This is a genomic window from Micromonospora sp. 4G55, from assembly GCF_016803375.1.
In genome coordinates, this window is the sequence record NZ_JAEVHN010000390.1 from 1 (window position 1) to 5,904 (window position 5,904).

Below are 5,904 nucleotides of genomic sequence, written 5' to 3' on the forward strand. Positions count from 1 at the left end.
GCGGCCGGTTCGCCGCCGACGTCTGCGCCGCGTACCTGCGGATCGCCACCACCGGGCGGGCCGACCAGGCGGCGGTGGACCTGCTGCGCCGCTCCTCCCCGGCCGCGTCCTCGACCGGATCAAGGCACCGACCCTGCTGGTGCAGCGAGGCGGACACCCTCTTCCCGCTGACCGAGGCGGACGCCAACGCGCGCGGCATCGCCGCCGCCGGCACCCCGGTGCGGGTGGCCTGGTTCACCGGCGGCCACGACGGCGGCACCGGGCCGACCAGCGACTCCGACCGGGTGAAGTTCCTGACCGCGCAGTGGCTGGACCACTACGTCAAGGGCGAGGGGGCGGCCCCCGGCGACGGCTTCACCTTCTCCCGGATCGCCGGCTTCGACGCCCTCGACCGGGGGCTGGTGGCCACCGGCTACCGCACCGCCGACTACCCGGGCGTCGCCGGGGACGCCCGGCGCGAGATCGCCGTCACCGGCCCGGCCCAGCCGATCGCCAACCCGCCGAACGGCAATCCGGGGGCGATCTCCTCGGTGCCCTTCGCGGGCGCGCTCGGCTCGCTGCTCGGCGGCGTGGCCGGCGACGTCCCCGGCCAGCACGCCCGGTTCGAGTCGGCCCCGCTGGCCGACGCGGTGGACGTCGCCGGGTCACCCACCTTCGCGCTCCGGGCGGCCTCGCCGACCGGTGCGGCGGTGCTCTTCGTCAAGCTCTACGACGTCGACCCGAACGGCGCCGCGACGCTCCCCGACGGACTGGTCGCCCCGGTGCGGCTGACCGGCCTGCCGAAGAGCCTCGACGGGGCGCGGCCGGTCACCGTCACGCTGCCGGCGATCGTCCGCCGGATCGAGGCCGGGCACCGGCTGCGGGTCGTGGTCGCCACCTCGGACCAGGCGTACACCACGCCCGCCGAGCCGACCGTCTACACGGTGGCGGCGGGCGACGCCCCGGTCAGCCTGCCGACGGTCGACGCCGAGCCGATCCCCACCACCGCCACCGTCTGGCGCTGGGTGCTGGTCGGGCTGCTCGCCGCCATCGCGCTCGGGCTCGCCGTGGTCGTCGCCGTCGCCCGCCGCCGGCACCGCCGCCAGGACAGCTCGGTCCACCCGGAGTACGCGGGCGTCCCGCTCGCCGTCCGCCAGCTCCGCAAGGAGTACGCCGACGGCTTCGTCGCGGTCACCTGCGTGGACTTCGAGGTGCACCCCGGGCAGGTGGTCGGCCTGCTCGGGCCGAACGGCGCGGGCAAGACCACCACCCTGCGGGTGCTGATGGGGCTGACCCAGCCCACCGCCGGGGAGATCTACGTCTTCGGGCACCGGCTGGTGCCGGGCTCGCCGGTGCTGTCCCGGATCGGCGCGCTGGTCGAGGGGCCCGGCTTCCTGCCGCACCTGTCCGGGCTGGAGAACCTGAGGGCGTACTGGCGGGCCACCGGCCGGCCGGCTGCCGACGCGCACTTCGACGAGGCGCTGGAGATCGCCGGCCTGGGCGACTCGGTGCACCGGCGGATCAGGAACTACAGCCACGGCATGAAGCAGCGGCTGGCCATTGCGCAGGCCATGCTCGGCCTGCCGCAGCTGCTGGTGCTGGACGAGCCGACCGACGGGCTCGACCCGCCGCAGATCGCCGAGATGCGCCGGGTGCTGCAGCGGTACGCCACCGACGGCCGGGCGGTGCTGGTCTCCAGCCACCTGCTCGCCGAGGTGGAGCAGACCTGCACCCACGCGGTGGTGGTCAACAAGGGCCGGATCGTCGCCTCCGGGCCGGTCGAGGAGATCGTCGGCGATTCGCCGAGCGTGCTCTTCGACGTGACCGACCCGGCCGCCGCGCGGGTCGTGCTGGACCGCCTGGAGGGGGTCCGGGTGCTGCCCGACGGTGACGGCGGCCTGGTGGTCGACACCAACGGCACCGCGCGCAGCGAGGTGGTGGCGGAGCTGGTCCGGGCCGGGATCGGGGTGGACCGGGTGGTGCCGCGGCGCCGCCTGGAGGACGCGTTCCTCGCCCTGGTGGGCGAGAACTCTCGGGGAAGCGGGGACCGGTGATGGCGGGCTCATCCATCGACACGGCGGGTCCGGCCGACGCCGGTCGGGTCGGCCCGGGCGGGGCGGCCGCCGGCTACCGGCCGTCGGCGACCCTGCCCTTCGCGGCCGAGTTCCGCCGGCAGGCGTCGCGGCGGCGTACCCAGCTGGCGCTGGGGTTCATGGTGCTGCTGCCGCTGATCATCCTGATCGCCTTCCAGTTCGACTCCGGCGGCGACGACGACAACGGGCGCAACGAGTTCGGCAGCCTGGTCGACCTGGCCACCTCGGGCGGGCTCAACTTCACCCTCTTCTCGATCTTCGTCTCGGCGTCGTTCCTGCTGGTCGTGGTGGTGGCCCTGTTCTGCGGGGACACGTGGCCAGCGAGGCGAGCTGGGGCAGCCTGCGCTACCTGCTGGCGGTGCCGGTGCCCCGATCCCGACTGCTCGCGGTGAAGCTGCTGGTCGCGCTCGCGTACTCGGCGCTGGCCCTGCTGCTGCTGGCCGGCACCGCCCTGCTCGCCGGCACCCTGCGGTACGGCTGGGAGCCGCTGCGCAGCCAGGTCGCCGCGGAACTGGCGCCGACCGACGGGCTGCTGCGGCTGCTGGCGGTGCTCGGCTACCTGGCGGTCGTCCTGCTGGTGGTGGCCGGGTTGGCCTTCCTGCTGTCGGTGACCACGGACGCCGCGCTCGGCGCGGTCGGCGGTGCGGTGCTGCTCTGGATCCTCTCCAGCATCCTGGACCAGATCACCGCCCTCGGCGGGCTGCGCAACCTCCTGCCGACGCACTACAGCACCGCCTGGCTCGGCCTGCTCTCCACTCCGGTGCAGACCGACGACGTGGTGCGGGGTGCGATCTCCGCGGTGAGCTACGCGACGCTCTTCTGGGGGCTGGCCTTCTGGCGGTTCACCCGAAAGGATGTCACGAGCTGACGACTTGAGCGTTAACTCCCCCGGACGGCACGTTCGTTAACAGAAAGTTCATAAGGTCCGATATTTCCTGGCTGATTCTGGTGCACCCCGTTCCACTCACCCGGAGGTAGCGAGATGAATCTCGACCGGCTCAACGGACCCGCCCTGTCCCTCTTCCGTATGGTCATCGGCCTGCTCTTCCTCTGCCACGGCCTGTCGTCGCTCTTCGGCGTGCTCGGTGGCGCCCGCGGCACAGGCGAGTCGCTGCCCGCGGGGCAGTGGCCGGGTTGGTGGGCGGCGCTGATCCAGGCGGTCTGCGGCGCGCTGGTGCTGGTCGGGCTCCTCACCCGGCCCGCCGCGCTGCTCGCCTCCGGCTCGATGGCGTACGCCTACTTCGTCGTGCACCAACCGGACGGGCTGTTGCCGATACGCAACGGCGGCGAACTCGCCGCCCTGTTCTGCTGGGCGTTCGCCCTGGTGGTCGTGCTCGGGCCGGGCAGTTGGGCGCTCGACCGCCTGATCGGTCGACGCCGCGCCGGCGCGGCCACCCCGGCGCCGGCGGGCCGGAACTCCGTACCCGCCTGACCCGCCGGCCGCCCGCCGCCGGAGCCGTCCGCGCGGCTCCGGCGGCGCTGCGGTCAGGGCGTGTACGGCGCGTCGGTGTGGCTCACCTCGGCCAGCGTCGTGCCCGAGAGCTTGTACGTCGACGTGCGCCTGATGTCCAGCTCGGCCATGCCCTTGCCGTCGCTGCGGGTCAGCCAGACGACCGTGGCCTGCTGCCCGGCCACCTTGACCGACAGGACCGGGGTGCGGTCGCCGAGATCGGCCAGCGCCCGGAAGGCCGGCTTGCCGCCGCTGTTGCGCCAGACAAGCACGGTGAAGAAGGTGCCGCTGCCCCCGCCGTTCAACGCGACCACGCCGACCGCGTCGGCCGCCCCGTCCCCGTCGAGGTCGCCGATCCCGCACGGCTTCTGCAACAGCACGGTCGCGCCGTCCTCGCCGGACCACTGGCCCTCGGTCAGCGGCAGGTAGTCCGGGTAGCCGTTGTAGGGCACCTTGGCGCTGCCGACGTGCGCACCGGCGAGCTGCTTGCAGGTCAGCGCGGGGGCGGCGGGCGGCTTCGGCTTCGCCGTCAGGGTCTCCGCCGGAGTGGGCGCGGCCGGCGCGCCGTGGTCGGCGTGGCGCTGGGGGCGATGGCGGCCGGAGCCGCGGCGGTGGACGCGGCCGCGGACGGGGTGACAGTGGTGGACGCGGTGTCGGTCGTCCCGGTGTCACCTCCGCACGCGGTGAGCAGGCAGACCAGCGTGACGGCCGCGAAGCTCGGCAGGGTCCGGCGCATGGGCGGAGGGTTCCTCTCTCGACGGGATCGCCCGCACCGTACTGACCCCCCGCCACCCACGGCCTCCGCTCACAGCGTGGGAACCCGGGGCGGGTTCGGGTCGGGAAGCTCCTAGACTCGGGGGCACAACTGCATACCTCATCCAGAGGGGCTGAGGGATACGGCCCGACGACGCCCCGGCAACCACCCGCACGCTCGATGACGAGCGGACGCGGGCAGGTGCCAATTCCGTCCCCGCCGCAGGGTGCGATGCGGGGAAAGATGAGAGGACTCTCGACATGACGTCGACGCTTCCCGCCGCCCCCGGCATCGACACCACCGCCAGCCCGGCCCGCGCCCTGGTCTGCCGCGCCTGTTCCGCGCGCTACCCGCTCGCCGCCCAGCACGCCTGCTACGAGTGTTTCGGGCCGCTGGAGGTCGACTACGACACCGCCGCCCTGGCCGCCGTGACCCGGGAACGGATCGAGGCCGGCCCGCAGAACATCTGGCGGTACGCCGCCCTGCTCCCCGCCGGTCAGGACCCGGCCACCCGGGTGACGCTCGACCCGGGGCTGACGCCGCTGGTCGCCGCCCCGCACCTGGCCGCCGAGCTGGGCATCACCGCGCCGCTCTGGGTCAAGGACGACAGCGCCAACCCGACCCACTCGTTCAAGGACCGGGTGGTCTCGGTGGCGCTCACCGCCGCCCGGGCGCTCGGCTTCACCCGGTTCGCCTGCGCCTCCACCGGCAACCTGGCCAACTCGGTGGCCGCCCACGCGGCCCGGGCCGGCGTGCCCTCGGTGGTCTTCATCCCCGGCGACCTGGAGCAGGGCAAGGTGGTCACCACCGCCGTCTACGGCGGCGAGCTGGTCGCCATCGACGGGTCGTACGACGACGTGAACCGGCTCTGCGGCGAGCTGGTGGAGACCGACGAGTTCGAGGACACCGCGTTCGTCAACGTCAACGTCCGCCCGTACTACGCGGAGGGTTCCAAGACCCTCGGCTACGAGGTGGCCGAGCAGCTCGGCTGGCGGATCCCGGCCCAGGTGGTCATCCCGATGGCCAGCGGCGAGCTGCTGACCAAGATCGACAAGGCGTTCTCCGAGCTGGTCGAGATCGGCCTGGTCGAGGCGCCGGCCGGTGGCTGGAAGGTCTTCGGCGCCCAGTCCGCCGGCTGCAACCCGATCGCGGTCGCGCTGCACGGCGACAGCGACACCATCGTCCCGGTCAAGCCGACCGGCATCGCCAAGTCGCTCAACATCGGCGACCCGGCCGCCGGCCTCTACGCCCTGGAGGCCGTGCGCCGCACCGGCGGCTGGATGGAGTACGTGGACGACGAGGAGATCCGCGCCGGCATCCGGCTGCTCGCCCGGACCACCGGGGTGTTCGCCGAGACCGCCGGCGGGGTGACCGTGGCGGTGCTGCGCAAGCTGGTCGAGTCCGGCCGGCTCGACCCGACCGCGGAGACCGTCGTGTTCAACACCGGCGAGGGCCTGAAGACCATCGACGCGGTCGCCGGCCAGGTCGGCCCGACCCACCGGATCAAGCCCTCGCTGCGCGCCGCCCGCGACGCCGGTCTCCTCGCCTGACGCCCTGCCCCGCCGCCCTGCCCGTCGATCGGCCCCGCTTGATCGACCCCCGTTTGCGGTGTGTCGCGGCCGCCCGCC

General features: G+C 73.8%; 4 protein-coding genes, 2 pseudogenes and 1 riboswitch. Of the genes and pseudogenes, 4 read left to right on the forward strand and 2 right to left on the reverse strand.

Going from position 1 to position 5,904, the window contains the following annotated elements; genetic code table 11:
• From JNW89_RS25245 to JNW89_RS25255, 3 genes and pseudogenes are all read left to right on the forward strand, one after another.
• A pseudogene (locus JNW89_RS25245) lies at window positions 1-2,033 on the forward strand (ATP-binding cassette domain-containing protein); the annotation flags it as partial.
• Window positions 2,033-2,940 (forward strand): annotated as a pseudogene (locus JNW89_RS25250) (ABC transporter permease). The pseudogenes JNW89_RS25245 and JNW89_RS25250, both read left to right, overlap by 1 nt.
• 114 nt (window positions 2,941-3,054) lie before the next feature.
• Window positions 3,055-3,504: a DoxX family protein gene (locus JNW89_RS25255; RefSeq protein ID WP_238450789.1), complete on the forward strand. Its 450-nt coding sequence runs from the start codon at window positions 3,055-3,057 to the stop codon at window positions 3,502-3,504.
• Window positions 3,505-3,557: 53 nt separating this feature from the next.
• On the opposite strand, the gene JNW89_RS25260 is transcribed toward JNW89_RS25255, so the two are convergent.
• A complete protein-coding gene (locus JNW89_RS25260) occupies window positions 3,558-3,974 on the reverse strand; it encodes a hypothetical protein (protein ID WP_238450791.1) in 417 nt (138 codons plus the stop codon).
• Between the two features lie 77 nt (window positions 3,975-4,051).
• Complete coding sequence (locus JNW89_RS25265; protein ID WP_238450792.1) at window positions 4,052-4,258, reverse strand: hypothetical protein; 207 nt, start codon at window positions 4,256-4,258, stop codon at window positions 4,052-4,054.
• A gap of 135 nt (window positions 4,259-4,393) precedes the next feature.
• A riboswitch (SAM riboswitch) is annotated at window positions 4,394-4,526 on the forward strand.
• Between the two features lie 10 nt (window positions 4,527-4,536).
• Between JNW89_RS25265 and thrC the strand changes: the two genes are divergently transcribed.
• Window positions 4,537-5,826, forward strand: a complete 1,290-nt coding sequence (gene thrC / locus JNW89_RS25270) for a threonine synthase (protein WP_210773699.1) — start codon at window positions 4,537-4,539, stop codon at window positions 5,824-5,826.
• The last annotated feature ends 78 nt before the right edge of the window (window positions 5,827-5,904 follow it).